18 protein-coding genes are annotated in these 24,375 nt (G+C 77.4%); 14 read left to right on the forward strand and 4 right to left on the reverse strand.

The features are described 5' to 3' along the window. Positions 1-121 precede the first annotated feature (121 nt). The 6 genes from rlmN to hslO all read left to right on the forward strand — a co-directional run bounded on the left by rlmN (position 122) and on the right by hslO (position 8,979). Entirely contained in the window at positions 122-1,327 is a 1,206-nt protein-coding gene (gene rlmN, locus Q5761_RS04525; protein ID WP_318751354.1) for a 23S rRNA (adenine(2503)-C(2))-methyltransferase RlmN, read from the forward strand. Positions 1,328-1,638: 311 nt separating this feature from the next. Next, on the forward strand, positions 1,639-2,373 hold the full coding sequence (locus Q5761_RS04530) for a Stp1/IreP family PP2C-type Ser/Thr phosphatase (RefSeq protein ID WP_318751355.1): 735 nt from the start codon (positions 1,639-1,641) through the stop codon (positions 2,371-2,373). Then, positions 2,370-5,102: a protein kinase domain-containing protein gene (locus tag Q5761_RS04535; RefSeq protein ID WP_318751356.1), complete on the forward strand. Its 2,733-nt coding sequence runs from the start codon at positions 2,370-2,372 to the stop codon at positions 5,100-5,102. The genes Q5761_RS04530 and Q5761_RS04535 overlap by 4 nt, the downstream gene beginning before the upstream one ends. Before the next feature lie 98 nt (positions 5,103-5,200). After that, positions 5,201-6,112 carry a ribosome small subunit-dependent GTPase A gene (rsgA, locus tag Q5761_RS04540; protein ID WP_135225273.1) on the forward strand — a complete coding sequence of 304 codons (912 nt, stop codon included), beginning with the start codon at positions 5,201-5,203 and terminating at the stop codon, positions 6,110-6,112. Positions 6,113-6,374: 262 nt separating this feature from the next. After that, positions 6,375-7,154 carry a ribulose-phosphate 3-epimerase gene (gene rpe / locus Q5761_RS04545; protein WP_318751357.1) on the forward strand — a complete coding sequence of 260 codons (780 nt, stop codon included), beginning with the start codon at positions 6,375-6,377 and terminating at the stop codon, positions 7,152-7,154. Positions 7,155-7,944: 790 nt separating this feature from the next. After that, positions 7,945-8,979 (forward strand): Hsp33 family molecular chaperone HslO, encoded by a 1,035-nt coding sequence (gene hslO / locus Q5761_RS04550; protein WP_413084567.1) that lies wholly within the window; start codon positions 7,945-7,947, stop codon positions 8,977-8,979. Positions 8,980-9,373: 394 nt separating this feature from the next. Here hslO and rpmB read toward each other — a convergent pair whose 3' ends face one another. Then, on the reverse strand, positions 9,374-9,565 hold the full coding sequence (rpmB, locus tag Q5761_RS04555) for a 50S ribosomal protein L28 (protein WP_135225274.1): 192 nt from the start codon (positions 9,563-9,565) through the stop codon (positions 9,374-9,376). A 629-nt stretch (positions 9,566-10,194) separates the two neighbouring features. On the opposite strand from rpmB, the gene Q5761_RS04560 reads away from it, so the two are divergent. Then, entirely contained in the window at positions 10,195-10,725 is a 531-nt protein-coding gene (locus Q5761_RS04560; RefSeq protein WP_318751358.1) for an Asp23/Gls24 family envelope stress response protein, read from the forward strand. Between the two features lie 164 nt (positions 10,726-10,889). Then, positions 10,890-13,571, forward strand: a complete 2,682-nt coding sequence (gene recG / locus Q5761_RS04565; protein ID WP_318751359.1) for an ATP-dependent DNA helicase RecG — start codon at positions 10,890-10,892, stop codon at positions 13,569-13,571. 284 nt (positions 13,572-13,855) lie between these two features. On the opposite strand, the gene Q5761_RS04570 is transcribed toward recG, so the two are convergent. Together Q5761_RS04570 and gpr are read right to left on the reverse strand one after the other, a co-directional pair. Continuing rightward, complete coding sequence (locus tag Q5761_RS04570) at positions 13,856-15,199, reverse strand: MFS transporter (RefSeq protein WP_318751360.1); 1,344 nt, start codon at positions 15,197-15,199, stop codon at positions 13,856-13,858. A 350-nt stretch (positions 15,200-15,549) separates the two neighbouring features. Continuing rightward, complete coding sequence (gene gpr, locus Q5761_RS04575) at positions 15,550-16,797, reverse strand: GPR endopeptidase (RefSeq protein ID WP_243123265.1); 1,248 nt, start codon at positions 16,795-16,797, stop codon at positions 15,550-15,552. 751 nt (positions 16,798-17,548) lie between these two features. On the opposite strand from gpr, the gene Q5761_RS04580 reads away from it, so the two are divergent. The 5 genes from Q5761_RS04580 to Q5761_RS04600 all read left to right on the forward strand — a co-directional run bounded on the left by Q5761_RS04580 (position 17,549) and on the right by Q5761_RS04600 (position 21,612). Continuing rightward, entirely contained in the window at positions 17,549-18,961 is a 1,413-nt protein-coding gene (locus Q5761_RS04580; RefSeq protein ID WP_318751361.1) for an MFS transporter, read from the forward strand. Positions 18,962-19,062: 101 nt separating this feature from the next. Then, complete coding sequence (locus Q5761_RS04585) at positions 19,063-19,695, forward strand: spore coat protein (RefSeq protein ID WP_135225278.1); 633 nt, start codon at positions 19,063-19,065, stop codon at positions 19,693-19,695. Positions 19,696-19,946: 251 nt separating this feature from the next. Then, on the forward strand, positions 19,947-20,528 hold the full coding sequence (gene rsmD / locus Q5761_RS04590; protein ID WP_135225279.1) for a 16S rRNA (guanine(966)-N(2))-methyltransferase RsmD: 582 nt from the start codon (positions 19,947-19,949) through the stop codon (positions 20,526-20,528). After that, complete coding sequence (coaD, locus tag Q5761_RS04595) at positions 20,525-21,016, forward strand: pantetheine-phosphate adenylyltransferase (protein ID WP_318751362.1); 492 nt, start codon at positions 20,525-20,527, stop codon at positions 21,014-21,016. Before rsmD ends, coaD begins: the two co-directional genes overlap by 4 nt. Continuing rightward, positions 21,013-21,612 (forward strand): hypothetical protein, encoded by a 600-nt coding sequence (locus Q5761_RS04600; RefSeq protein WP_318751363.1) that lies wholly within the window; start codon positions 21,013-21,015, stop codon positions 21,610-21,612. Before coaD ends, Q5761_RS04600 begins: the two co-directional genes overlap by 4 nt. A 98-nt stretch (positions 21,613-21,710) precedes the next feature. On the opposite strand, the gene Q5761_RS04605 is transcribed toward Q5761_RS04600, so the two are convergent. Then, a complete protein-coding gene (locus tag Q5761_RS04605; protein ID WP_135225282.1) occupies positions 21,711-22,922 on the reverse strand; it encodes a nucleoside recognition domain-containing protein in 1,212 nt (403 codons plus the stop codon). Positions 22,923-23,547: 625 nt separating this feature from the next. Here Q5761_RS04605 and Q5761_RS04610 point away from each other — a divergent pair. After that, a complete protein-coding gene (locus Q5761_RS04610) occupies positions 23,548-24,258 on the forward strand; it encodes a S16 family serine protease (RefSeq protein WP_243123268.1) in 711 nt (236 codons plus the stop codon). Positions 24,259-24,375 lie beyond the last annotated feature (117 nt).

Below are 24,375 nucleotides of genomic sequence, written 5' to 3' on the forward strand. Positions count from 1 at the left end.
GCAGCCGATGCCCGGGCGAGGGCCGGCCCGGCGAGGGGGAGCGGCACCGGGCGGGGCCCCGCCCGCGTCGCTGCCGGGGCGGGCGAGGTGAGGTGCCATGGCGGAGAGTAGGGGGCCACGGATGGTCGCGGCGGACTCCACGACGGTCCCGGCGACGGGCGGCGAACCGGCGGCGGCCGGTCCGGTGGCGGCAGGCGCCCCTGGGGACGCCGCCGGGTCCGGCCCGGCGGGGCGGGACGCGACGCCCGACCTCCTGCCCGTGCCCACCCGCCAGTGGGTCGGCCTGCTGCCGGAGGAACTGGCCGCAGCGCTGGCGACGTGGGGCGAGCCGTCGTACCGCGGCCAGCAGATCTTCACCTGGATGCACCGGCGCGGCGTGACGCGCTTCGCGGCGATGACCGACCTGCCCAAGGCGCTGCGGCGGCGCCTCGCCGCCCTGGGCGACCCGGTGGTCCCGGAGGTGCGAGCCGTCCAGGTCGACCCGGAGGATGGCACCCGCAAGTACCTGTTGGAGCTGGCCGACGGGCAGCTGATCGAGACCGTGCTGATGCGCTACCGGTACGGCCTCAGCCTCTGCGTCTCCAGCCAGGTGGGCTGCGCCATGGGGTGCCGGTTCTGCGCGTCGACCCTGGGCGGACTGGTGCGCAACCTGAGCGCGGCGGAGATGGCCGGCCAGCTGTTGGTGGTCAACCGCCACCTGGCCGTCCAGGGGGAGCGGGTGAGCCACCTGGTGGTCATGGGCATCGGCGAGCCGCTGCAGAACCTGGATGCCACCCTCCGCTTCCTGCGGATCGCCCACCACCCCAAGGGCGCGGGGATCAGCTATCGGCACATGACGGTCTCGACCTCGGGGCTGGTGCCCCAGATCCGCCGGCTGGCCGAGGAGGGCCTGCCCATCACGCTGGCGGTGTCCCTCCACGCGCCCAACGACGCGCTGCGCAGCTGGCTGATGCCGGTCAACCGCCGCTGGCCCATGGCCGAGCTGATGGACGCGTGTCGCGAGTACGTCCAGCGGACGGGACGGCGCATCACCTTCGAATACGTGTTGATCGAGGACGTCAACGACCGCCCGGAGCACGCCGCGGAGGTGGCCGACGTGTTGGCGGGCCTTGGGGGTCCCGTGCACGTGAACCTGATCCCGTGGAACCCCGTCAGCGAGCGACCGTTCAAGGCGCCGTCGCCCCAACGGGTCGAGGCCTTCGCCGCCGCCCTGCGCCGGCGCGGGGTCAACGTGACGGTGCGGCGGCAGCTGGGGCGGCGGATCGAGGCGGCCTGCGGCCAGCTGCGCCGGCGGGCGCTGGCGGCGGCGGGAGACGGGTCGAGCTGAGGGACGGCGGCGGCGCCGGCGCTGCCCAGCCTGGCGGGGGCGCGGCGGGGGGCCGGCGGGGGCCGTCGCGATCCACCGGTGCGCGAGGGGCGCGAGGGAGACGGGCGCTCGCGCCGAATCCTCAAGCCGTCGGGATGCTCGCGCCTGAGGGATGCGGTGCGGGGCGTCGCGCGGCCGCGGGGGCCGTCGCCGGGAGCGGCGGCGGCCGGGTCCCGCGACGCCTCGGGCCGGTGGCCTGTCCGGACATCGCCGGGTGAGGGGATGGCCCGGGGCAGGCCCGCCGGCCTCCGCGGCGCACGGAGGAAGAGGGCATGCCGGTGTTGCGCCTGGCCGCCCGCACCCACCCCGGGTGGGTGCGGGAGAACAACGAAGACGCCTACCTGGCCGAAGCCCTGCCGGGCGACGACGGCTGGCTGGTCGCCGTCGCCGACGGCATGGGGGGCCATCGTGCCGGGGAGGTGGCCAGCTGGCTGGCCCTGCGCACCCTGCGGGAGCGGGTCGTCGCCGGCGCCGCCCTCGCCGACGCGGTGCTGGCGGCCAACGAGGAGGTCTTCCGGCGCCAGGCGGGCGATCCGGGCCTCAGCGGCATGGGGACCACGCTGACGGCGGCGGTCATCGGCCGCGGCGGCGCCGTCGAGCTCTGCCACGTCGGCGACTCGCGGGCCTACCTGCTGCGGCAGGGCTACCTCGCCCGCCTCACCCGCGACCACTCGCTGGTGGAGGAGTTCGTCCGCAGCGGTGCGCTGACGGAGCAGGAGGCTCGTCGCCACCCCCAGCGCAACCTGCTCACGCGGGCCATCGGCACCGACGCCTCGGTGCCCGTGGATGAGACCACGGTCCAGCTCGAGCCCTCGGATCTGTTGCTCCTCTGCAGCGACGGCCTCAGCGAGGCGCTCCCCGACGCCATGCTGGCCGACCTGCTCGCCGCGGGCGGACCGGGCGACGTGGTGGCCCGGGTCGACGCCCTGATCCAGGCCGCCCTGGCCGCCGGCGGCGGCGACAACATCACCGCCGTGCTGGCCTGGTGGGACGGTGAGGCCCCGTGATCGGCACCGTGCTGGCGGGGCGGTATCGGGTGACCGGCCTGCTGGGCGGCGGCGGCATGGCGGTGGTCTACAAGGCGACGGACCAGGTCACCGGCGAGACGGTGGCCGTCAAGGCGCTGCGGGCGGAGTACGTCGCCGACGGCGCCTTCCTGCGCCGCTTGCGGCGGGAGGCCGAGGCCGTGCGCCGCCTCTCCCACCCCGGGGTGGTGGCGGTGCGCGACGTGGGCGAGGACGGCGGCCACCCTTTCCTGGTCCTGGAGTACGTCGACGGGATCACCCTCAAGCAGTACATCCGCGAGAAGGCCCCGCTGCCGCCGGCCGAGGCCGCGGGCATCGCCGGCCGCGTGCTGGCGGTGCTGGAGCACGCCCACCAGCACGGCGTGATCCACCGCGACGTGAAGCCGCAGAACATCCTGATCACGCCCGACGCCCGCGTCATGGTGACGGACTTCGGCATCGCCCGGGCCAGCGGCACCACGACCACGGTGGTGGACCAGGGCGCGATGGTGGGCACCGCCCAGTACTTCGCGCCCGAACAGGCGAAGGGCATGCCGGCCACCGAGCGGTCCGACCTCTACGCCGTCGGCGTGATCCTCTTCGAGATGCTCACCGGCCGGTTGCCCTTCGACGGGGACAGCCCGGTGGCCGTGGCCATGCAGCACCTGGGCCAGCAGCCGCCGCTGCCGTCCGCCCTCAACCCCGCGGTACCCCGCGCCCTGGAGGCCATCGTGCTCAAGGCGCTGGAGAAGAACCCCGACTGCCGGTACCCCTCGGCGGCCGCCATGCGGGCCGATCTGGAGCGCTTCCTGGCGGGGCGCCCGGTGACGGCGCTGGCTCGGCAGGCGGTGCAGGACACCCTGGTGGCCGGCCCCCCACGAGGGGCCGGCTCCCGAGGGGGGGAGGCCGCCCGACCGGCGCGGTCCGCGGGGGGGCCTGGACGGGAGCAGGGTGGCGAGAGCGGGCCGGACCTCGACGGCCGCACGGGCGCCCCGCCGGCGGCGGAAGGCCGCCAGGGGGGGGGCGCCGCCGGCGGCACCGACGCCAGGTCCCGCGGCCCCGGCCAGGGGGACGGCGGTGGCCCGAGCCGGGGCGACGGCGGCCCAGGGAGCGGGGACGGCGGCGACGCCCAGGGCCTGCGCCCCGGCCCCGGCGCCGGTGCTGGCGCCATCGACCCGCGGGCCGGGGACGGCCGCCGGGATGGGGTGGCAGGCGGCGGGCGGGCGGAAGCGGCGGCGGGTCGCCGGGCGTCGGGCGCCGTGCGCCGCGGCCCCCGCCCGGATGCGGCGGGGGCCGCGGTCGCAGCGGCCGACGGAGCCTCCTGGCTCGCGGCGCCCCAGTCCGGGGGCGCAGCCCCCGGGGAGGCACGGCCAACGTCCGGCGCGGGGTCGCGGGTGGCCGGCCCAGGTCCCGCGGCCCCCGGCCCGCGGGAGGGACGGGCCAAGGGGCGGGGCCGCGGTCTGCGCCCGGCGGCCCGGGCCGGCCCGGGAACCGGCACCGGCGGCCGTCCGGCGCCCGGCGCCGCGGGGAGGGCGGGAGAGGGCCTGCGGGCGGCGGGGGCGCTGGCCGACGGGGCGGCCGCGCATCCCGGTCCCCGACCCCGGCCCGGTGAGCCCGCTCCCGGGGCTGCCCCGGGCGTCGGAGCCACGGTCCCCGCAGGGCCCGGCGCCCGCCGGCGCCGGGCCCTGCGCGTGGCGTTGGCCGTGTTCCTCCTGCTGGCCGGGACCCTGGTCGCGGGGGCGGCGGTCCGCCGCTGGTTGCAGCCGCCGGTGGTCACGGTGCCCGCGGTGGAGGGCCTGCCCCTGATCGAGGCCCAGAGCCGCCTGGAGCAGGCAGGGTTGCAGTGGCAGATCGTCGAGGAGCGCTACGATAACAGTGAGGTCAACACCGTCATCGCCCAGCGGCCGGAGGGCGGCGCGCGGGTCCGCATGGGGCAGACGGTGGAGCTGGTGGTCTCCAAGGGGCCGCAGTGGCTCTCCGTCCCCGACGTCCGCGGGCTGGCCGAGCGGGATGCCCGGCTGCGCCTGGAGAACGCCGGCCTGGTGGTCGAGGTCCGCTACGAGCACGCCGACGAGCCCGAGGGCGTGGTGGTGGACCAGGATCCCGGTCCCGGCAGCCCCATCCAGGCCGGCATGACCGTCTACCTCACCGTCTCCCGCGGACCCGAGTCGCGGCCGGTGGTGGTCCCGTCGCTGTTCGGCCTGACCGTGGCGGGGGCGCAGGACGAGCTGCGGGCGGTCGGCCTGGTGGCGGGCGCCGTCCAGGAGCGGCACAGCCCGTACCCGGCGGGGACGGTGATCGGCCAGGATCCCGCGGCCGCGGCGTCGGTGGAACGGGGCAGCCGGGTCGACCTGGTGGTCAGCAAGGGCCCGGCGCCCGCGCCGCCCGGCAAGGGGAAGGCCGGCGCGACGCACCAGGCGACGTTGGACGTGCGCATCGAAGGATCCGGCTCGCACCGGCTGCGGGTGGACGTGGAGGACGCCGCCGGCCGCCGGACCGTGTACGACGGGACCGTCCAGGGGGGGCAGGGGATCGAGGTGCCGGTCAGCTGGCAGGGCGACCGCGCCCAGGCCCTGATCTACGTGGACGGCCAGCTGGTCGAGCGTCGACCCCTGGAGCCGTCGGGGGGCAAGGGGAAGGGGCGGGACAGGACGTCGGACGAACCGGCCCCCGGCGCCGGCGAACCGGTGGACGGCGAGGGGACCCCGGACGGCGGCGGGGACGACGGCTGACGAGGGGGCGCCGGGAGGGGCCGGCTTCGTAGAACGGTGGACCAGCCGCCCGGGGACGGGCGTCGTGGGAGGCACGGGGGAGGTGACGCGGGAAGCCCATGACGGCGCTGCGGACGGGGATCGTGACCAAGGCGCAGACCAACCTGTACGAGGTGCGTCTCGACGACGGCGAGGTGTGCCTCTGCGCGCTGCGGGGGCGGCTGCGCCGCGAGGTGGGCGAGGTGCTCACCGGCGACCGCGTGGAGGTCGCGCTCCAGCCGGGCGGCGCCGCCATCGAGCGGGTTCTTCCGCGTCGCAACCGGCTGGTGCGGCCGCCCATCGCCAACGTGGACCGGGTGCTGCTGGTCCAGTCCCTCCAGCACCCCGATCCGGTGCCCATCCTGATGGATCGCGTGCTGGTCCAGGCGGAGGCGCTGGAGCTGTCCGTGGTCCTCTGCCTGACCAAGTTGGACCTGGTGGTGGACGCGCCCGACCGGCCCCTGCCGGAACCGCTCGCCCGCCTGGTGGAAGGCTACCGGCTGGCGGGCTACCCGGTGCACCTGGTGGCAGCGCCCAGGGGATGGGGTCTGGAGGGGGTGGCCGACGCCCTGCGGGAGGGCGTCACCGTCCTGGCGGGACCCAGCGGCGTGGGGAAGTCGACCCTGCTCAACGCCCTGCAGCCGGGGCTGCGGCTGGCCACGGGCGAGATCAGTCGCAAGCTGGGCCGGGGGCGGCACACCACCCGGTCGGTGCAGCTGCTGCCCCTGGCCCTGGGCGGGTGGGTCGCCGACACGCCGGGCTTCAGCCGGCTGGACCTGCCGGACCTGGAACCCGAGGAGCTGGGCGACCTCTGGCCGGAGATCCGCCGGGAGGCGCCGGACTGCCGCTTCCGCGGGTGCCTGCATCGCAGCGAGCCGGGCTGTGCGGTGCGGGCGGCCCGGGACCAGGGGCGCATCGCGCCGTGGCGCTACCAGAACTATCTGGTCCTGCTGGCCGAGGTGGAGGAGCGGCTCGCCGAGCGATACCGGTGAGGCGGGGCCGGTCGGATGCCGCCTGCGGGCCATGGGGTGGCCGCTGCCGGCGGCGCCGGGGTCGGCAGGGCACCCGGAGCGGTGCCCGCCGGGGCGCGGGGGCGCTCTGGTGCCAGGCCGGCCGGTGGAATTCGCGCCGCCGGCCGGGCAGCGCCGGCGCGGGAGGGACGGGAGGTTGACCATGCCGAGACGGCAGGGGCAGGAGGGGCCGCCGAGGTCGGGCCCGGATCGCCGGGCCGGGGACGGCGGGGGGCGGCCTGCGGTGGACGGGACCGCCGGCGCGGGCGACCCCGGCGACGACAGGGAGGGGGCGCAGGCGGGAAGCCCGGTCGCCCGTCCGCTGGCGTGGCCCGCGCCGGGAGCGGGACCCGTGGTGCTGCCGTCCCTGCTCTCGGCCGACTTCGCCCGGCTGGCGGAGCAGGTCCGGGCCGCCGAGGCGGCGGGCGCCGCCGGCCTGCACCTGGACGTGATGGACGGCCACTTCGTGCCCAACCTCACCTTCGGACCGCCGATCATCGCGGCGGTGCGACGATTGACGTCCCTGCCCCTGGACGTGCACCTCATGGTGGAGCTCCCCGAGGCCCTCTTGCCGGCGGTGGCGGAGGCCGGGGCCGACGTGGTCACCGTCCACGTCGAGGCCACGCCCCACGTGCACCGGGCGCTGCAGATGATCCGCGCCCTGGGGTGCCGGGCCGGGGTGGCCCTGAACCCGGGGACGCCGGCGACCGCCGTGGAGCCGCTCTTGGCCGAGGTCGACCTGGTGCTGGTGATGAGCGTGAACCCGGGCTTCGCCGGGCAGGCGTTCCTCCCGCTGGCCCTCGACAAGCTCCGGGCCCTGCGGGCGATGTTGCCCGCGGCGGGGCCGCGCCCGTGGCTGGAGGTCGATGGCGGCATCGACCCCAAGACGGCGCCGTTGGCGGCGGCGGCAGGGGCCGACTTGCTGGTCGCCGGATCGGCCGTCTTCAACCAGCGGGCGCCGGTGGAGGCGAACCTCGCCCGCCTGCGGCAAGCCGTGGCGACGAGCGCATCGACCCGGCCCTGAGGCGGGGCGGTCCCGAACGGAGGCTGCGGCGGGCGGATCGCGGCGACGGGCGACCCGCCCGTGAGGGGGGGTGGGCACCGGCGCCCCGCGCCGCGGTGAGGCGGGTGACGGGGCGCCGGCCCTTGGGCCAGGCACCGGCCGGCCGGCCGGGCCATAGCCTGGGGCGGGACCCCGAGGGGGCTCGCACCGGGAGGGATCGACCGTGGCCGTGCGGGTCATCGTCGTGCGCTTGCCCGCCCTGCTGGGCCGCCTGTTCCGCCGCCGCGGCGGGCGATCCTGAGGCCTGCGATGCCGGCGGCGCCCCGGCCGCGACGGCGACGCGCCTCGCGGCCAGGGCGCCGCCGGGCGCCGTCGGGCCGCGTCGGACCGCGGCGCGGCCCAACCTGGACTGCAGCCATGCGGGCGGACCCGCGCGTGTCGGACCGAGGCGCGGCCCCGCCCGGGCTGCAGCCATGCGGGCGGACCCGCCCGTGTCGGGCGACGGCGCGGCCCCGCCCGCCACGCCCTGCGGCTCGGCCGACCCGCCCACCGCGCCGCGCCCCATCGCGCCGACCACGTTGCCCGGTCTGCGCGGGGATGGCACCATAGGTGACGTCGGCCCGAAGCCCCGACGACGGTCGGGGAGCCGTCCATCGGTGGACGGCGACGGGCCGGCGGCCCAGGGGCGGCCGGGGCCGCGGGAACGGGACGGCTCCGGCCGGGATGGTGCGCCATGACGTCGGCAGACCGCCCACAGACGCGACGCGGGCCATCACGAGACCACGGCGGTGCGGCACCGGACCGCGGGGCGGTGCCGGACGCGGGCCCGACCCCGTCCCACGGGCGGGGGGCACGGGAAGCGAGCCGAGGCGGGGGCGCAACGCAGGAACCGGGCCCGTCCCAGGGGGACGGCGGACGGCCGGACCCCGCGGGCGACTACCTGGTCCGCGCCGTGGCCGGCGACGGCCGGGTCCGCGCCTTTGCCTGCCGGACGACGAACCTGGTGGAGGAGGCCCGGCGGCGCCACGACACGTGGCCGACGGCGACGGCCGCCCTGGGCCGCGTCCTGACCGGCACGGCCCTCCTGGCGGCCCAGCTCAAGGACGACGCCAGCGTCACCGTGCGCGTGACGGGGAGCGGCCCCTTGGGCGTGATCCTCGCCGTGGGCGAGACCGATGGGTCGGTGCGGGGCTACGTGCGCAACCCCCACGTCGACCTGCCCCTGCGCCCCGACGGCAAGCTGGACGTGGGGGGAGCCGTCGGCCTGCCCGGGTTCCTGCACGTCACGCGGGATCTCGGCCTGGGCACGCCCTACACCGGCAGCGTGCCGCTGGTGTCGGGGGAGATCGGGGACGACCTCACCGCCTTCCTGGTCCGCTCGGACCAGACGCCCTCGGTGGTGGGCGTGGGCGTCCTGGTCAACCCCGCAGGGGATGTGCAGGCGGCGGGAGGCTTCCTGCTCCAGCTGCTGCCGGGTCATCCGGACGACTGGATCCGGCGGCTGGAGGGGAACATCCGGCAACTGGAAGGCATCAGCCGGCTGATCGATGCCGGGTTGACGCCGGAGGCCATGGTGGAACGGGGCCTGGAGGGACTGGCCCCGCGCATCCTCGGCCGCCAGCCCCTGGCCTTCCGCTGCCGGTGCGACCGCCAGCGGGTCGAGCGGGCCTTGCTCAGCCTGGGGCCGGAGCAGCTGGAGGCGATGCTCCGCGAGGACGGGGGCGCCGAGTTGCGCTGCCACTTCTGCGGAACCGTCTATCGGGTGTCGGCCGCGGAACTGGACGCGCTCCTGGTCCGCGCCCGAGAGGGCCGCGGCCTTGGGGGCACGCCCGGCGCGGGCGGGTGACCTCGGGGCGTCCGAGGGGACCGGTCGGCTGGAGCGCCGCTTCGCAGCCCAGGGGCGGGGGTGTGCGGGCTGCCGCCACCGTCCGTCGGCCGCGGCCCGCCGGCGGCACCCCTGCCCGGCGGCGACCGCGGCGAACGGAGACCGGTGGAACCGGCGCGGAGGGAAGGGGCCGGCGGCCCTGACCGGCCCCCGGCAGACCGAGACGGCACCGGGCCAGGATGCGTGGCGCCCGGTCGGCGCTCCCGCGGCCGCCGCGGCCAGCACCCGACGGACCGAAGCAGAGAGGGGTCGGCGACCTAGCCGACCCCTGCTCGCCGTCGCGCTGGCGGTCGGAGCGCCGGCCGGTGGGCGCGTGGACGCGCTGCAGCCCGGCGGTCCGACGGCGCTTCGCCGTTCACAGGGCCCGGACCACGCGGCCGGACTTCAGGCACGTGGTGCAGACGCGGATCCGGCGCACGCCCTGGGGGGTCACGGCGCGCACCCGCTGCAGGTTGGGGAGCCAGATGCGCCGCGACTTGCGATTGGAGTGGCTCACCTGGTTCCCGAAGTCGACGCCCTTGCCGCAGATGGCACAGCGACGAGCCATGGTGACGATTCCTCCCACTCCCGGGGCTGCCGGCAGGGACGCGGTCCCCGCCCCGTCCTGGCGCCAGCCTCCCACGGCCGGGGATCCGCTCGGAATCCGCGGCTTCCCGCCCGATGGCCGGGGAGCGCGGTCGCCGCGGGCCGCCGCGGAGGGTCGGGACCACCCCGGGGCATGACCCGCCGCGACCCACGGGACGGACCGGCGCCCCGATGGACGCCGGGGCGGCCGCCGAGGGGTGCAGATCACGGCGCCGATTCTACCACAGGCCCCTGCGGGCGACAAGGAAGGGTCCGCCGCGCCCCAGGGCCGTCGGTCGGGTGCCGCCAACGGGGCGGACCGGCGGCGACGGGGCGGACGGAAGAGCTGCCTGGAAGGCCCTCCCGGACGCAGCGGGAACCTGGCGTCGGCGCATCGCCGGGCAAGACCGGCACTGCCGACCTTCGACCATCGACTGCCTGAAGCGAAGCGGCGCTTCAGGTGACGGTTTCGACGCCCGGGCGCCGTGGGGGGGGGGGACGAGGACCCCAGGGCGGGGAGGGCGAAGGGAACCTGGAGGGAGGCGGCTTCCGGCGGCGGGGTGCCCCGCCGCGCCGCAGCAAGCCGAGACCGGGCGAAAGCGGGGGCTGGACGTGCTGGAGTATCCTACGGACCACGGGCGGATCGCCATCAGCGAGGAGGTCGTGGCGGGGATCGCCGGTGCGGCGCTGGCCGACTGCCCCGGCGTGGCGGGCACGGTGCCGCGGGGGTGGCGCCAGGGGCTGGCGGGCCTGCTGGGCGAGGACCGGGGTCGCGGCGTCGAGGTGACCGTCGCCGACGACCAGGCCATCGACGTCACCGTGCGCATCGTGGTCACCTACGGGGTCCCGATCCAGGAGGTGGCACGCACGGTGATGCGGCGCGTGGGGGAGGCGGTGCGCCGCGCGGTGGGCGAGCAACGGGTGCGCGTGCACGTGCACGTCGCCGGCGTGCGGGTCCCGGCCGGCGGTGCGCCGGGCGGCGGAGGAACCGGCGCTGCCCGCGCCGGCGCGCCCCGCGCCGGCGCGGGCGTTCCGGAGGCGCCGGGGGAGGGCGTCGCAACGCGGCCCCCTGCGCCCGGGACGGCGGCCCCGGGCGGGGCGCACCCCGCCGACCCGTCCGAGCCGGGCGACACCGGCGGATGACGCGCAACGCGCCACGCGCAACGCGCAACGCGCAACGCGCCACCGCGACCGCAGCCGATCGAAGGCCCGCCGCTTGAGCCGGGCGGCAGCGGCGGATCACCGGCACCCCCCGTGCCGTCGCGCCCTTGCGAGGCGCTGGGTACCGGCGTGACGCAGGTGAGGCCATGGATGAGCCCAGGGCGCGCGATCCAGGGAGGGCATCGTCCCGGCCCCCGACCCGCGGGACGCCGGCGGGGCGGGATCCGCGTCCCCACGGCGACGTGGGGCAGGCGGCGCCGGCGGGGAGCGCGCCCGCCGGCGCCGGGGTGCGGGGGGATCTGGGCGGAGAGCCGGACGGCGGCTGGCGGCGTCTGATCCAGGCGCTGCAGGCGGCGGGCGACCTGCCCCCGGCCTTGCCGGCGGACGAGGCGGCCGCGGGGGTGCGGCGGGCCCTGGAGGCGGTCGCCCGCACCCTGCCCCCCGCCCGGCGCGGCCCGCTGCGCGAGGCGTACCGGCTCTTCCACGACTTCGCCCACCTGGCGCCCGCCCTCCGCAAGGAGCGGGTGGCCCGCGCCCTCGCCCTGGTGGCGGACGCCGCCCGCCACCTCCCGCCGGCCCGCGACGCCGGGGACCACCGCCCGGTCCCCGCGGCGCGGGCCATGGGCGGGGCGAACGGTGGCTCCGCTCCCTCGCGCCTGGCGAGCCGCGACGGCGGCGGAGCGGTGGCGGGCGGGGACGCGGGCGCCGGTCCCGCTCCGGGGCGGGGGAGGGTGGAGCCATGGTCCGTCACCCTGACCACGCCGCTCGGCCGCCTGCCCGGCGTCGGCCGCCGTCAGGCGCAGCGCCTCGCCCGGCTCGGCCTGTCCACGGCGGGCGACCTGCTCTGGCACCTGCCCCGCCGCTACGAGGACCGCTCGGTCTGGAAGCCCATCGTCCGCCTGGTGCCGGGGGAGGTGGCCACCGTGCAGGCCGTGGTGCTCGACGCCCAGCGGGTGCCGACCCGCACGGGGCGGACGGTGGTCCGCGTCACCGTCAGCGACGGCAGCGGGCGGCTGGACGCGGTGTTCTTCAACCAGCCGTACCGCCTCCAGCAGCTGGTGCCGGGCCGGACGGTGCTGCTGAGCGGGCGGGTCGACGCCGGCTACCGCGGCCTGCAGATGGAGCACCCCGAGGTGGAGGTGCTGGAGGGCGCGACCGACGAGCCGGTCCACACGGCCCGCATCGTGCCGATCTACCCGGCCACCGAGGGCGTGAACCAGCGCTGGTTGCGGCAGCTGGCCTGGCGGGTCGTGGGCGCCCTGGCCGACCAGGTGGACGAGATCCTGCCCGCCGCCGTGCGCCAGGAGCTGGGGCTGGTCGACCGCGCCACCGCCCTGCGCCACATCCACTTCCCCCCGGACGCCGCCGCCTGGCAGGCGGCCCGCCGGCGCCTGGCCTTCGAGGAGTGGTTCGTCATGCAGGTGGCCCTGGCCCGGGTGCGCAGCCAGCAGCAGCAGGAACCGGGGCGGGCCCACCGACCCGACGGGCCGCGGGTCGCCCGCTTCCTCGCCAGCCTGCCCTTCGAGCTGACCGCCGCCCAGCGCCGGGTGCTGGACGAGATCCGCGCCGACATGGAGGCGCCTCGGCCCATGCGCCGCCTGGTCCAGGGGGACGTGGGCTCGGGGAAGACCGTCGTCGCCGCCTGGGCGATGGTCAAGGCGGTGGAGAGCGGCGGCCAGGCGGCGCTGATGGCCCCCACGGAGATCCTGGCGGAGCAGCACGCGCGCCGCCTGCAGCAGCTGCTGGCCCCGGTGGGCATCCCGGTGGTGTCGCTGGTGGGCAGCCTGCCCGCCGGCGACCGCGAGCGGGTGCTGGCGGGCCTCGCCAGCGGTCGCTGGCCGGTGGTGGTGGGCACCCACGCCCTGATCCAGGACGAGGTGCGGTTCCACGACCTGAGCCTGGTCATCATCGACGAGCAGCACCGCTTCGGCGTGCGCCAGCGCGCCCTGCTGCAGGGCAAGGGCCAGGTGCCGGACCTGCTGGTCATGACGGCGACGCCGATCCCCCGGACCCTGGCGCTGACGCTCTACGGCGATCTGGACGTCTCGGTGATCGACCAGCTCCCCCCGGGCCGGCGGCCCGTGCGGACGCTGTGGCTGCGGGGACGGCAGCGGCGCCGGGCGTACGACCTCCTGGCGGCCCGGGTGGCCGCCGGCGAGCAGGGGTACGTGGTCTGTCCCCTGGTGGACGAACCGGCCGACGGCGCCGGCGACGCGGAGCAGAAGGCGGTGACCACCTGGGCGGAGTTCGTCGCCCGCCACTACCCGAAGCTGCGGGTGGGGATCCTGCACGGCCGCATGCCCGGGGCGGAGAAGGAGCGGGTCATGGCGGCCTTCGAGCGGCACGCCCTGGACGTCCTGGTGGCGACCACGGTGATCGAGGTCGGGGTCGACGTGCCCAACGCGACGGTGATGATCGTCGAGGGGGCGGACCGCTTCGGCCTCGCCCAGCTGCACCAGCTGCGCGGCCGCGTCGGCCGCGGCACCAAGGAGTCGCTGTGCATCCTGGTGGCCGACCCGGCCACGCCGGAGGGGCGCATGCGGCTGGAGGCGCTGTGCCGCACCCAGAGCGGCTTCGAGATCGCCGAGTTCGACCTCCAGCTGCGGGGCCCCGGGGACTTCTTCGGCACCCGCCAGCACGGACTACCCGCGCTGCGCATCGCGGACCCCGTGCGGGACGCGCAGCTCCTCCGCCAGGCCCGCCAGGTGGCGCGGCGGCTGCTGGAGCAGGACCCCGACCTCCGGCAGCCCGACCACCAGGCCCTGCGGCGCGAGGTCATGGACCGGTACGGCGCCTTCCTGACCCAGGCGCGGGCGATGTGGAGCTAGGCGGGACGCTGCCGCCCCAGCCGGTGGGGCTCCGGGAGCGTCCGTCCCGGCCCCGGGGCCGTTGGCCCGCGACCCGGCGACGACCCCGGCTGCGGCGCCCGGGCGGCCTGCGGGGGGCCCGGCCCTGGGGCGGGGACGAATCGCGTGGCGATGCCGTTGCGGCTTCCCGCCCCCGGTGGGCATCCGCGAAAGCCCCTCGGCGGGGGACGAACCGCGGGACTGCCCTTGCGGGGCCCCTGCGCGGCGGCGCGTCCCGACGGCCGAGCCGGGCGGCGGCCCGGCGGCTATGGCCGGGCGCCGGCCTCCGGCCGCAGCCGGTCACCCCGGGTGGCAAGACCCAGGACCGCGCCCAGCCCCGCGGCCCCTGCCAGGGCGCCGTACATCAGGGGGAACGACCACCGCTCCAGCACCCAGCCCAGGGCAGCGAGACCTGCGCCCACCCCGAGGTCGATGGCGTTGGCCAACCAGCCCGCGGCGGTCCCGCGCCGGCCAGGCGGGGCGCCGCCCACGGCGGCCGCCACCAGGGCGGTGTGGGCGATGCCGTAGCCGGCGGCGACGACCACGGCGGCGGCGTAGACGCCGTAGCCGGCAGGGCCGCCGGACGCCGCGGCCAGCAGGGCCTCGCCCGCCGCCATCAGGCCGAAGGCCGGCGCCAGCAGCCGCCGGGCCGGGCGGACCGCACCCGCCATCCCTGGCGCCGAAGCGCCCGCCGTCCCCCCGCCGGCGCGGTCGATGGCCGTGCCCGCCGCGTAGCGCGCCGCCATGGCCACCAGAGCGAAGACCGCCAGCCATCCGCCGGCGCGAAACCCCGCGGCCTGGGCATGGAGCGCCGTCAGGTTGAGCGCCGTCCCGAAGATCGCTCCGATCAGGGCGCCGAGGAGCAGGAAGGCGGACGGCAGCGGCAGGACCCCAGGCCGCGCCGCCGGCTGCCGACAGCCGGCTTCCCCACCCCGCCGGGCGCGGGGGCGGGCGGCCGCCAGCGCCGTTCGCGGCCGCGGGGCGGGCCGCGCACCGGCGGCCGCACCGGGACCAACCGCGGCCCGGGCCGGGCCCGTGCCGGCGGGCCCGCCGCCTGCGCTGGGCATGACCGCACGACGACCGGCCACCGCCAGCCCCAGGGCGACGCCGGCCGCGGCCGCCGCACCGGCGAAGAGGCCGGTTCGTCCGAGATGATGCCAGGCCCACTCCCCCAGGTTCGTGCCGACCAGCACGCCGCCGGTGTCGGCCAGGCCCTGGAGGGCCAGGGCCCGGCCACGCCGCGGGACCGGCGCCAGGGCCGCCATCAGGGCCTGGCTGGCCACCACCAGCCCCGCCAGGGACGTGCCCTGGAGGGTGCGGGCCAGGAGCTGGGCGCCCGGCTCCGGGCGCACGGCGAAGAGCACGGCGCCGGCCACCGCGGCAGCGAGGCTGGCCACCAGCAGGCGCCCGTGGCCGTGGCGGTCCCCCCACGCGGCCAGGAACGGCCGCTGGATCATGGCCGCCAGGCCCATCCAGCCGGCCAGGAGGCCGATCCAGCCCTCGCCCGCCCCCGCCGCCGCCAGGGCCAGGGGCAGACCGGTGGCCAGCATGTCCAGGGCGACGAAGTAGAGCCAGGCGACGAGGGCAACGACGTAGACGCCGACGGGCAACGGGGCCACCTCCGCCCAACCCCGCCCTGGTTCGCCCGGCGGGGCGCCCCTTCCTGCCGCCGCGGCGTCGCGGACCGCCGGCGTGGGCCGGCGGCGTGGGGCGCCGGCGTGGGGCGCCGGTCGGCGAGCCCCGGCTCCCACGGCCTGGACCGGCGCCCGCAGCGGACGCCGCCACCGGCGCGAGGCGGGCCCTGGACCGCGACCGGCGGGATGGAGGCGGCTGTCGGCAGCCGGCGGGCATGGGCGGCGCCCCGTTGGGCCGGCCCGGGCGGCCGGCGCCCCAGGCCGCCGACGGCGGACGAACCGGCCCGCGCCCAGGGGTGGGGGCGGCCGGCACCCGGGGTCGGGGATCAGGTGAAGACGGGCGAGAGGTCGATCTCGTCCAGACGCGGGTGCAGGGCGGCGTTGAGGCCGCTGGCCACCACGGTGGCCATCTCCTCCACGAACACGTCGATCTCCTTGGGCGTCACCATCAGGTCGCCGACGGCGGGTCCCAGCACCTCTTCGATCAGGCGGCGCTTGTCGGCCTCCGGCATCTGCCCCAGGGTGCGGAACAGCGCCGACTGCTCCTGCAGGGATCGCGTCAGGGCGTCCAGGGTGTCGTAGGCGATGGTGTGGGCGTGGACCACCGTGGGCACGCCGATGGCCACCACGGGGATCCCCAGGGTCTCGCGGGTGACGGCGGCGCGATGGTTGCCCACGCCGGAGCCGGGGTGGATGCCGGTGTCGGCGATCTGGATCGTGGTCATGATGCGCTCGATGTTCCGCGCGGCCAGGGCGTCCACGGCGATCACCACGTCCGGGCGGATCTGCTGGACGATCCCGCGGATCACGTCGCCGGTCTCGATGCCCGTCAGCCCGAGGACGCCCGGCGCCAGGGCGGCCACCGACCGCAGCCCGCCCTTGAGGTCGGCGGGCACGTAGTCCTGCAGGTGGCGGGTGACCAGCAGCCGGTGCACCACCTCGGGTCCCAGGGAATCGGGGGTGGCATTCCAGTTGCCGAGCCCGACGACGAAGAAGGACGCGTCCGGCCGGTCGGGCAGCATGGCCCCCAGCTCGCGGGCCAGCACGTTGGCCACCCGCTCCTGGAGCTGGCGGTCGCGCTTGCGGAAGCCCGGCGACTCGATGGTCACGTACCGGCCCGGCGGCTTGCCCAGTCTCTGGGCGGCCTCGGGCGTGGTGACGGTGACGCGGGTGACCACGTAGCCCTGGCCGCGCTCCTCCTCCACGCGCACGCCGGGCATCGGCTGGGAGGCGCCGATGGCCTCGAGGGCCAGATCGGTGCGCACGAGACCCGGCGCCGCACCGATCCCGCCGGCGCCGGTGGCGGCGCCGGCGGGATCGGGCGGGGGCGCGGCGCCCGCGCCGTGGCCCCGCGGCCCGCCGTCGCGGGCGGGTCCGGCGACCCGGTGGACCGCGGCCTCGGTGGTCGCGCCGGGCGGCGGGCCGCCGCCGGCCGGCGCGGAGGCCGGGGGCCGCAGCGGGAGGCGTGCCGTCGGGGGCCGCCCGCCGGCGCGACGGCCCCCGGTGCCGCGGGCCGCCCCCCGCCATCCCCGCCCGCCGGGGGGCGTGCTCCCGTCGTTGCGCGATCCTGCCAACGGGCGATCCCTCCGTCCTCGTGCTCTTAACGTCTCCCCGCCGCCGCGCCGCTAGTCCCGGGGATGCGGCGGGGCCTGGTTCGGCGCGCCGCAACGCTGCCGAGGCTCATCGGGGGCCCGTCGGGACGGGGGCCCGCTGCGCCCGACGGCCGCTGGTGGCCGTGCCAGAGGGTACCGCGCCGTGGCCGCGGGGCGGCGGGCAGACTATGCCCGTTGACCGCCGGCCCGGCGGAGCCACGGACAGCCGGGGGCGGATCGCCATGGCCACCCCCTGCGCCCGGGCGGGCGGCGGGCCCATGACGCAGGCAGATGGCGGGCCCACGCCACAGGCAGATGGCGGGCCCACGCCACAGGCGGACGGCGGGCCCACGCCACAGGCGGACGGCGGGGCCACCGGGGTTGGCCGAGCCGACGGGACCCGGGGCAAGGCGGGCGGTGGAACCGGCGCCGAGCCGGCGCCGGCCCGGTGGCTGCGGCCGAGCCGCCGCACCCCGGGAACCCCGGGTGGGACCGCGGGGGCCGGGACGGCCGCGCCCGCACCGCCGCGGCTGCCGCGACGGCGGTTGCCCGCCTCGCCGCGGGCGCCGGCAAGGCCCCGCCCCCGCCGCGTCGGCAGGGCTTCACCCCCACCGCGGCGTCGGGCGACGGCCGGGCCCGCGGGCGCCAGGGCCGGCCGGCGGCCGCGTCGGCGAACGGCCGAGCCGACCAGCGGCCGAGCCAGCGGCCGAGCCGGGGGACGGAGGTGACACCGGTGCCGCGCCGCCGCGACCCCACGGGTCTGGCCTTTGCGGTGCTCTGCAGCGTGCCCTTCGTGATGGTGCTGAGCAATTCCATGCTGATCCCCGTGCTCCCCGCCATGGGCGCGGCCATGGACCGCAACCTGTTCCAGATCGGCCTGGTCATCACCGCGTTCTCGGTGCCGGCCGGCCTGTTCATCCCCATCGGGGGGTATCTCTCGGACCGCTGGGGACGCAAGCCGGTGATGATCCCGGGGCTGTTGGGGTTCGGACTGGGGGGGCTGATCGCCGGCCTCGCCCCGCTCCTCGCCCAGGATCCCTACGGATGGATCCTGGCCGGGCGCGTGCTCCAGGGGCTGTCGGCCGGGGGCATGTACCAGGTGGCCCTGGCCGCCGCCGGCGACATGTTCACCGGGGACGCGCGGCCGCGGGCCATGGGCATCATGGAGGCCAGCAACGGCCTGGGGAAGATCGCCAGCCCCATCCTGGGCTCGGCCCTGGCCCTGGTCAGCTGGTATGCGCCGTTCTTCGCCTACCCGGCGCTGGCGGCCCTCGCCGCCCTGGGCCTGTGGCTCTTGGTCCCCGAGCCCAACCGTCGGCCCCAGGCCCCGGCGCCGGGCCCCTACCTGCGGCGCATCGGCGGCATCTTCCGGGCCAAGGGGGTCTCCCTGGCGGTCTGCTTCCTGGTCGGCTTCACCGCCCTGTTCATGCTCTTCGGGCTGCTCAGCGTCTACTCGGACCTGCTGGAGCGTCCCTTCGGCATCCGCGGCTTCGCCAAGGGCCTGGTGGTGGCGATCCCGGTGGCGGTGGCCACGGTCACGGCCTACCTGACGGGCATCGTCCTCCAGGGGCGGTTGGCCCGCCACCTCAAGGCGGTGGTCGTCACCGGGCTGGCCCTCCTGACGGGAGGTACGGCGGCGCTGTTCTGGGCGCGGGCCCTGGGGCCGTGGGTCGCGGCCATCAGCGTCATGGGGCTCGGGTACGGCCTCACGCTGCCGGCCATCAACACCCTGATCACCGGCGCGGTGGAGACGGCCGAACGGGGGGGCGTCACGGCGCTCTACGGGACGGTGCGGTTCTTCGGGGCCGCCCTGGGGCCGCCGGCCTTCGGGCTCCTGCTGGGCGCGGGGCGCGGTGTCGTCTACCTGGGCAGCGCCGCAGCCGTGGCGGGGGTCTTGGCCCTGGTGGTCGCCCTCCTGCGCCAGGACGTGCTCCTCCCATCCCTTCGCCGCCCCGGAGCCGACGCCCGAGCGGCCCGGCCCCACCTGGGCGCGGTCGCGCCGGGGCCGGGATCCCAGCCGCAGGCCCCGGGGCGGCGGGCCGGTGCGGCGGCGAAAGGAGGTGGGAGCGGGCCGATCCCCCTGGGACCGTGGAGCCGGGTGCGCAGCACCCTCTCCCGACGCGAGGGGACGAGCCCGGCGCCCTGAAGCGGGTTCGCCCCCGGTCTTCACGTCGTGACGGCGACCGACCTCGGGCCCCTTCCCGCCCTGGACGGGCGGAGGGCCTTTCCGAATTGGAGGGGAAAGCCTTGCTGAGCCAGAAGGAGCTCCTCAACCTGCCGGAACTGCTCAATGCCCACGCCGCCCTGATCGAGCGAGCCGAGGCCGAGCAGGCCATGGCCCAGGACGACCGCCTCCGCCAGATCCTCGAGCGGCACGGCCAGGTGTACCGGCGCCACTACGGCCAGCTCCAGTGGCTGCTGGACCGGGCCCGGGGCCAGGGATCCCCGCAGCTCCCGCAAGGCGACTACCGCGCCAGCGGGGACGGTCGAACCGGCGGCGCGCCGGCGGCCCCGGACCTCACCCAGGGCTTCCAGGCCTTCGAGCCCTACCGCCCGGCGCCGGCCCCGGGGCGCCGGGTCGGCGACCGCGCCCTGGCCCTCGGGTGCCTGGAGATGAACAAGCACGCCTGCCTCACCGCCACGTGGACGGCGCTGGAGGCGGCCCACCCCGAGGTCCGGCGCACGCTGCTGGACATCGCACGGGATCACGCCGAGATGGCCTTCGAGCTGTTCCAGTACCTGCAGGAGCGGAACTGGTACGCCGTGCCCGCGGCCCCGGCCGCGATGGCGCGACAGGTCGCCCAGGGCTTCCCGGGCGGGTACGCGGGGGCCCCCGCACCGGGCGGGACCGTTCCTGCCGTGCCCGGCGGCGGGCGCTGACGCCCGCCGCCGCTCTGGCGTCGCCGCCACCGACGACGCCGGCGCCCGCCGCCGCCCACAAAGCAGGCGGCGGGGCGCTGGCGCGTCCCCGCCGCCTGCCGGGAGAGGAGAAACCGGAGGAAGAGCCTTGGGGAGGATCCGTGACGGATTGGCCTCCGCAGCTCTTGCAGTCGATAATATGGGGGAGCCGGACCGGCGGTATGCACGCCACCGACGGGATCCCCTGTGGAAATTCCAGGGAGGCCTGGTGTATGCGGGTAACCGGCGGCCGCTGGCGAGGGCGGGTCCTGCGGGTGCCCCCCGGTCGGCAGGTTCGTCCGACGACGGACCGGGTGCGCCAGGCGCTGTTCAACATCCTGGGGGCGTCGGTGGAGGGGGCACGGGTGCTCGACCTCTTCGCCGGGACCGGCAGCCTCGCCATCGAGGCGCTCAGCCGCGGGGCGCGCGAGGCCCTGCTGGTGGAGGCCGACCCGCGGGTCGCCAGGGTGCTTGCGCAGAACCTGCGGGACCTCGGGCTCGCCCCGGGGGGGAGCGCCGTCGTCTGGCGGCAGGATGCCCTGGCCGCCGTTGCGAAACTTGCGGGCGGCTCGCGGACCTTCGACCTGGTCGTGGCCGACCCGCCGTACCGCCAGGGGCTGGCCCCGCGGGTCGTGGCGGCGGTGGGCCAGCGGGGGCTGGTCACCGCCGGCGGCTGGATGGTGGTGGAGCACGACCCGCGGGAGTCGCTGCCCGACCGCGCGGGCGGCCTGGTGAAGGTCGACGCTCGGCGCTACGGCGACACGGCGCTGAGCTTCTACCGCCCCGTCGTGGAGGGGAAGGGAGAGACCCCATGACCGTCGCCCTGTGCCCCGGCAGCTTCGACCCCATCACCAACGGTCACCTGGACATCATCGAGCGCGCCAGCCGACTCTTCGACAAGGTCCTGGTGACGGTCTTCGTCAACTCCGCGAAGCAGCCCTGGTTCACGCCCGAGGAACGGGTGGAGCTGGCCCGTCAGGCCACGGCGCACCTGCCCAACGTGACCGTCGACGCCTACGACGGCCTGCTGGTGGAATACGCCCGGCGCCACGGGGCGCGGGTGATCGTCAAGGGTCTGCGCGCCGTCTCCGACTTCGAGTACGAGTTCCAGATGGCCCAGATCAACAAGCACCTGGCGGGCGAGCTGGAGACCCTGTTCATGATGACGCGGCCGGAGAACGCCTACCTGAGTTCCAGCATCGTCAAGGAGCTGGCCCGTTACGGGGTCGATCCCGCCGGCCTGGTGCCCGACGTGGTGCGGCCGGCCCTCGCCGCCCGGGCCGCCGAGCGGAGGAGGCGATGACGGTGGCCGGCAACGAGCCCGCCCCGGAACGGGATCTGTACGTGCTGATCCGCGACTTCGAGCAGTTCGTCCACCAGGCCAGCCGCCTCCCCCTGACCAGCAAGGTCATCCTGGACGAGGACGACGTCTACTCGTTCCTCGATCACCTGCGGCGGCTGGTCCCGGAGGAGGTGGAGCGGGCGCGCCGGCTCCTGGCCGACCGGGAGCGGCTGCTGCAGCAGGCCCGGGCGGAGGCCGAGTCCATGGTGCGCCAGACGGAGACCTACGTGGAGCGCCTGGCGCGGGAGTCGGAGATCACCCGCAAGGCCGAGGAGCAGGCTCGCCGCATCGTGGCGCAGGCGGAGGCGCGGGCCCGGGAGCTGCGGGCGTCCGCCAACGCCTATGCGGCCGACGTGCTGGATCGGCTGGAGGGCATCCTGCGCAAGGCGCTGGACACCGTGGCCGAGGGCCGTCAGGAGCTGGAGGCGACCCTGCGAGCGGCCGGTCGCGTCCGGGGGGACGAGGCCGGCCAGGAGGCGGCGCCCGCCCGCGAGGCGGAGGAGCCGGCCGCCGAGGGGCGCGAGGATCCGCGGTGGGACGAACCGGCCCGCGGTTGAACGGGCTGGGGGCGAGGCCGGCGGCGGGGGGTGGCCGGCGTGCGGCCTCAGGCCGCCCCCCGGCGGAGCAGGGGCGGGGCGACGCCGGGGCCGCGAGCTCAGCGGGAGCCGGCGGGCGGGCGGGAGCGCACCAGGTGGACCAGGGCGGCCAGCACGGCCAGCCCGCCGACGGCACCGAGGAACTGGACCATCGCCGCGCCAAGGCGCCCCAGCCAGGCGGTGGGGCCCGGGGCGGCCCAGGCCAGGGCCGGGACGAGGGTCGGCATCGCCGGGGGGAACCAGGCGAGCCAGAGGGCGGTGGCGGCGCCGGCGGCCACGGCGTGGAGGAGCCGTGCCGCGATGTACGGCCCGATGTGCAGGTCCGTCCCCTGGATGATGGCGGCCACCTGGGCGTGGACCGACAGGCCGCTCCAGGCGATGACGGCGCCCGCCACGATCAGGCGGTCCGTCAGCGGCGCGAGCGCCTGAGCGGCGGCCTGGGTCCCCAGGGTCAGCTCGAAGAGCCCGCTGATCAGCGACCGGGTCAGCGAGGGATCGAGGCCCAGGGGGTGGAGGACCAGCAGGAAGAGACCGCCCAGGGCGGGGAGGACGCCGGCCCGGTCCAGCACCTGGATGACCACGGACATCAAGATGATCAGGCCGCCCACCAGCAGCAGGGTGTTGATGGAGTCGCGAACGGCGTCGCCCAGGACCTGGCCGAAGGGTCGGGCGTCAGCCCGGCGGGCCGCCACCATGGCGTGCCACGCCCGGGCGAGGATCCAGCCCTCGGGCCCGCCCAGCGCCTCGCTGCGATCCTGCCCCGCCCGCCAGAAGCGCAGGGCGAGACCCGTCAGCAGCGCCCCGACGTAGTGGGCCGCCATGATGGGGCCGGCCACCGCGGCGGTGCCGAACATGCCCACGGCGACGGCGCCCGCCATGAAGAGCGGGTCCGCGGTGTTGCTGAAGCTCATGAGGCGCTCGGCCTCGGTCTTGCTCAGCAGGCCGTCCTTGCGCATGCGGCTGGTGATCACGGCGCCCAGGGGATAGCCGCTGGCCAGCCCTACCGCGACCACGAAGGCGCCGGCGCCGGGGACGTTGAAGAGCGGCCGCATGAAGGGCTCCATCAGCACGCCCATGAAGTGGACGACGCCGAGGGCCATCAGGATCTGGGCGCCGATGAAGAAGGGCAGCAGGGCGGGGAAGACCACGTCCCACCACACCTTCAGGCCGGCCACGGCGGCGGAGAAGGCGGTCTCGGGGTAGACCACCATGGCGACCACCAGGACCACCACGGCTGCCACCAGCAGGTGGGTCAAGGGCGACTCGCGCACGGGCACTCCCCCGCGCCGATCCTGGGGCGGGCCCGCCGGGAAGCCGCCCCAGGATCGGCCACCGCGCCGCGCGCCCGGCCCCGGGACGGCCGCCGGCTCTGGCGGCATGGTTCGGGGCGGGACGCACCAGCATGTATATGGACGCGGTGGGGGCGGTAGACCCGGCCGTCGGGTCGGCGCCGGAGGCGGTGCCGTGCGCCCGCGATAGGCGGGGCCTGCGGCGGGCGGGGGCGGCGGGCCCCGTGGCGGCGCGGGACCGGATCGGCCGGGCCGGTGGGGGCGGCGCGGCGAGCCGATGCGCGCAGCGGGACGCGCCGAGGAGGAGGCGGGGCGCGATGCGGGTGGACGGGCCTGACCGCCGGCCAGCGGGTCACGCCCGGCGCCGATGACGCGACGGGGCGTGATGCGGGTGGGCCTGCTTCACCGCCAGGCGAGGGGCCACGCGGCGGCGCGCCCGCGGGGCGGCGCGGGGGAGGCGGGACGGCCCGCCCGGCCGAGCGGCGCCGTAGGGCCACCGGGCGAGGCGGCGAGGTCCCCTCGGCGGAGCGGCCCCGCACGGCCAGCGGGCGATGCGGGGCGGCGAGACCTGCGTCGGGCCCGCGGGCTGGCCCCGGTGGTCGCGGCGGTGGCGTTGGGGGCGCTGGCGGCGCGGCTTCCCGTTCCCTGGCTGCTGATCGAGCCGGGCCGCGCCATCCCGGTGCGGGTCGCGGTCGCACCGGGTCGCTCGCCCACGGCCACATCCTATTGGATGGTCACCGTGGCGGCACGCCCGGCCCGATTGGGAGACGCCTGGTCGGTGCTGACGAACCGGCACCAGGCCCTGGTCCCCGCCGGCGCCCTGGGCGGGCGGACGCAGGCGGAGGTGAAGGCCGTCCAGCGGCGCGCCCTGGCCGCCAGCCAGGAGGCCGCCGTGCGGGCTGCGGCGTCCCTGCTGGGGATCCGGCCCCCGCCGGCGCTGCGCTTCGGGTTGCCGCGGGATGTGGCGGGTCCCTCGGGGGGCCTCGCCCTGGGCCTGGCCGCCGTGGACGCCCTGACCCCGGGCCGGCTGGCCGGCGGCTGGCGGGTGGGCGCCACCGGGACGATCTCCGCCGCGGGGCGGGTGGGACCCGTCGAGGGCCTCGCCCAGAAGCGGGCGGCGGCCGCCGCGGCCGGCCTGGACGTCCTGTTCGTCCCTGCGGAGGCCGACGCGGACGAGCAGGCCTCGCCGCCGCCCCGTCGGTCGGCGGGGCCGGGGCCGGCCGGATCCCCCGGTCTCCGGGTGGTGCCGGTGGCCAGCCTGGCGGAGGCGGTGGCGTGGCTGTGTCGCCATGGGGGGCAGGGGCCGCCCTGCGGGTAGGGCCGGACGGCGCGGGGTGCGGGCGGGCCTTTTTGACACGGCCGCCGCGGCCTCCCTATAATGATCGCGTTGCGTAGCGAACCATCGCGTGGCCGGTCGCGTCGCGCACCCTCATGG

This window comes from Thermaerobacter composti (genome assembly GCF_033582035.1).
In the GTDB taxonomy this organism is placed as follows: domain Bacteria; phylum Bacillota; class Sulfobacillia; order Thermaerobacterales; family Thermaerobacteraceae; genus Thermaerobacter; species Thermaerobacter composti.